2 protein-coding genes are annotated in these 2,603 nt (G+C 75.4%); both read left to right on the top strand.

What is annotated here, in order from left to right:
* Positions 1-879: SDR family NAD(P)-dependent oxidoreductase (locus KN815_RS48495; RefSeq protein ID WP_216348126.1), on the top strand; the 879-nt coding region annotated here is incomplete at its 5' end.
* Positions 876-2,603: beta-ketoacyl [acyl carrier protein] synthase domain-containing protein (locus tag KN815_RS48490; RefSeq protein WP_216348125.1), on the top strand; the 1,728-nt coding region annotated here is incomplete at its 3' end. The genes KN815_RS48495 and KN815_RS48490, both read left to right, overlap by 4 nt.

Raw genomic sequence — 2,603 nt, 5'->3', positions numbered from 1 at the left:
GACGGCGCGGCGGAGGCCGCCGCGCTCGGCCTGGACCGGGACGCGGTGGTGGTGCTGGTCGGCGGGGCGCGGGGCATCACCGCGCGGTGTGCCGCCACCCTCGCGTCCGCCGCCCGCTGCCGGATCGAGCTGCTCGGCCGTACGCCGGAGCCCGTCGGCCCCGAGGACCCGGCCACCGCCGGGGCCCGCGACGAAACGGCCCTGCGCGCGGCGCTCGCGGCCCGGGGCGGGCTGGGACCTGCCGAGATCCAGCGGGAGGCCGCCCGGATCCTGGCGCGGCGGGAGGTCGCCGCGACCATCGAGGAGCTGACCGCCCTGGGCAGCCGGGTCCGTTATCGCTCGGTGGACTTCCGCGACGCCGAAGCGGTGCTCCAGGCGGTGAAGCAGATCCACGCCGACCACGGACGGCTGGACGGTGTCGTCTACGGGGCCGGTGTGATCGAGGACCGGCTGATCGCGGAGAAGTCCGCCGAATCCTTCCAGCGGGTGTACGCCACCAAGGTGGAGGGGGCCCGGACGCTGCTGGACGCGCTGGCGGAGCTGCCCGAACCCCCGGCGTTCGCCGTGTTGTTCGGCAGCATCGCCGCCGCCCTCGGCAACCGCGGCCAGGTGGACTACGCGGCGGCCAACGACACGCTGGAGACCCTCGGCGCGCGCTGGCGGGACCGCACCGGCCGCCGGGCGCTGACCGTGCACTGGGGCCCCTGGGCACCGACGGGCACTCATGGCGGGATGGTCACACCGGAGCTGGGCCGCGAGTACGCCCGGCGCGGCATCTCGCTCATCGACCCCGAGGAGGGCACGCTGGCGCTGCTGCGCGAGCTGGCCTGGGGCGAGGAGTCCGTGGGATCCGTCGTCTACACCGCCTCGGACTGGTGAGGGTGACGGACGGGCAGGCGCATCGGCAGCCGCCGGTGGCCATCGTCGGCATGTCCGTGCTGCTGCCCGGCTCCCCGGACCTGGACACCTACTGGCGCAATCTGGTCGGCGGCGTGGACGCCATCAGCGACGTCCCGGCCGGGCGGTGGGACGCCGGTTTCTACGCCCCGGACGGCGGTGGCGACACGCCCGCCGCGCCCGACCGGGTGTACTGCCGACGGGGCGGATTCGTGGACGAGTTCGCCCGGATCGAGGCCGCGCGGTTCGGGATCATGCCGAACTCGGTGTCCGGCACCGAACCCGACCAGCTCATCGCCCTGGGCGTCGCGGCGGAGGCCATCGCCGACGCGGGCGGTGAGGACCGGCTCCCCGACCGGCAGCGGGTGGGTGTGGTGCTGGGCCGGGGCGGCTATCTCACCCCCGGGCTGGTCCGGCTCGACCAGCGGGTGCGCACCGCCCACCAGCTCGTACGGACCCTCGGCGAGCTGCTGCCCGATCTCGACCCCGGCCAACTCGACCTCGTGCGGGACGCGTTCACCGAGCGGCTCGGCCCGGACCGGCCCGAGGCGGCCATCGGCCTGGTGCCCAACCTCGCCGCCTCGCGCATCGCCAACCGGCTCGATCTGCGCGGCCCCGCGTACACCGTGGACGCCGCCTGCGCCTCCTCGCTCGTCGCCGTCGACCAGGCGGTGGGGGAGCTGGCCTCGGGCCGGTGCGATGTGATGCTCGCGGGCGGGGTGCACCACTGTCACGACATCACCCTGTGGAGCGTGTTCTCCCAGTTGCGCGCGCTGTCGCCGAGCCAGCGGATCCGGCCCTTCCATCGCGCGGCCGACGGCCTGCTGATCGGCGAGGGCACCGGTGTGGTCGTCCTCAAGCGGCTGGATGACGCACTTCGCGACGGCGACCGCGTCTACGCGGTGATCCGCGGCACCGGTGTGGCCTCCGACGGCCGCGCAACGGGTCTGGTCAACCCGGACCCGGGCGGTCAGACCCGGGCCGTACGACAGGCGTGGCGGGCCGCGGGCCTCGATCCGCGCGAGCCGGGCGCCATCGGGCTGCTGGAGGCGCACGGCACCGCCACGCCCGCCGGGGACACGGCCGAACTCACCACGCTGGCCGAGGTGTTCGGCCCTGGTGGCACTCCGGGTGAGACGGCCGTCATCGGCTCGGTGAAGTCGATGATCGGCCACACCATGCCCGCCGCGGGTGTCGCCGGCCTGGTGAAGGCCGCCCTCGCGGTCCACCACGGCCGACTGCTGCCCACCCTGCACTGCGACGACCCCCATCCGGCGCTGGCGGCCACTCGCTTCTCGGTGCTCGGCGCGGCCGAGCCCTGGGAGGCGCCCGTACGGCGCGCCGCCGTGAACGCCTTCGGATTCGGCGGGATCAACGCCCATGTGGTGCTGGAGCAGCCGCCGGTGCCGGTTGCGCAGCGCGCCACGACCGTCGTCATCGAACCGGAGCGGGTGCTGACGCTGGCCGCGGACACCCCGGAGCGGCTGGCCGAGCTGCTGGCGGCGGACGACACGACCGTACGGACGACGGTGACGGGGCGGGACGCCCGTACCCGGCTGGGCATCGTGGAGCCCACCGCCAAACGGCTCGCGCTCGCCCGGCGCATGGTGGCCAAGGGCCGCCCCTGGCGTGGCCGCAACGACATCTGGTTCACCCCCGCGCCGCTGCTCGGCGCGGGCCCGGCGGCCACGGGCCCGGCGGCCACG

This window comes from Streptomyces niphimycinicus, from assembly GCF_018883605.1.
GTDB lineage: Bacteria > Actinomycetota > Actinomycetes > Streptomycetales > Streptomycetaceae > Streptomyces > Streptomyces niphimycinicus.
This window is presented reverse-complemented; position numbering and strand designations above follow the sequence as displayed.